Source organism: Agromyces bauzanensis (assembly GCF_014645655.1).
Taxonomy (GTDB): domain Bacteria; phylum Actinomycetota; class Actinomycetes; order Actinomycetales; family Microbacteriaceae; genus Agromyces; species Agromyces bauzanensis.
Map to the genome: position 1 here is coordinate 1 of NZ_BMMD01000070.1, position 1093 is coordinate 1093.

Annotated in this window: 1 protein-coding gene; it reads left to right on the forward strand. The window is 70.3% G+C overall.

From position 1 onward, the window contains the following. On the forward strand, positions 1-993 hold a 993-nt coding region (locus IEX31_RS18440), incomplete at its 5' end, for a type III polyketide synthase (protein WP_188744842.1). Between the last annotated feature and the right edge of the window lie 100 nt (positions 994-1093).

Below are 1093 nucleotides of genomic sequence, written 5' to 3' on the forward strand. Positions count from 1 at the left end.
ACCCGGCACACCGTGCTCGAAGAGCTCAGCCGCGACGCGCATCCCGACGAACCGGTGTTCTTCGACATCGAAAGCGGCGAGCTGCTGCGGCCCGGCACCAAGGCGCGCAACGAGCTCTACGCCGAGCACGCCACGCGGCTCTACGTCGAGGCGGGGCGCGCGGCGATCGCCGCATGCCCGGGCGTCGAGGCATCCGACATCACGCACGTGATCACCGTCTCGTGCACCGGGTTCTACGCGCCCGGGCCCGACTTCATGGTCGCGCGAGAACTCGGCCTGAACCCGGGCGTCGAGCGGTACCACCTCGGGTTCATGGGCTGCTACGCTGCGATCCCGGCGCTGCGCATCGCGAAGCAGCTGTGCGAAGCGGATGCCGCTGCCGTCGTGCTCGTGATCAGCGTCGAGCTCTGCACGCTGCACCTGCGCACGTCGAACGACCCCGACACGATCGTCGCGTCCTCGCTGTTCGCCGACGGAGCCGCGGCCTGCATCGTGACGGCGCGGCCGGCCGAGCCGGGCGAGCGGTCGTTCGGGCTCGACCGGTTCGCGACGCGCATCACGCCCGAGGGCGAGAACGACATGGCGTGGAAGATCGGCGATCACGGCTTCGAGATGGTGCTGTCGAACGCGATCCCCGCGATCATCGACGACCACATCACGGGCGCGCTCGAACCGCTCTTCGCGCACGACGCGGCACTCACCGAGGCGCTCGCGACGGATGCCTCGAGCGACGCGGTCGAGCACTGGGCCATCCACCCCGGGGGCCGGTCGATCCTCGACAAGGTCGAGTCGAGGCTGCAGCTCACCGAGGCGCAGCTCGTGCCGGCGCGCGAGACCCTGCGGGATTTCGGCAACATGTCGAGCGCGACCGTGCTGTTCGTGCTGCGGAACATCCTGTTCTCGGATGCCGCCGCCGACGGCGACCGCGTCGTGGCCATGGCGTTCGGCCCGGGCCTCACGGTCGAGTCGGCGCTGCTCGCGGTGCGCGCCTGAGTGAGTGTGCCGCTGTCGCGCTCTCGCCGCATGTTTCCGTTCGCGCGGTGCGTCGCCGTTCCGGCAGACGCACCGCGCGAACGGAAACACTGGGCGGTTC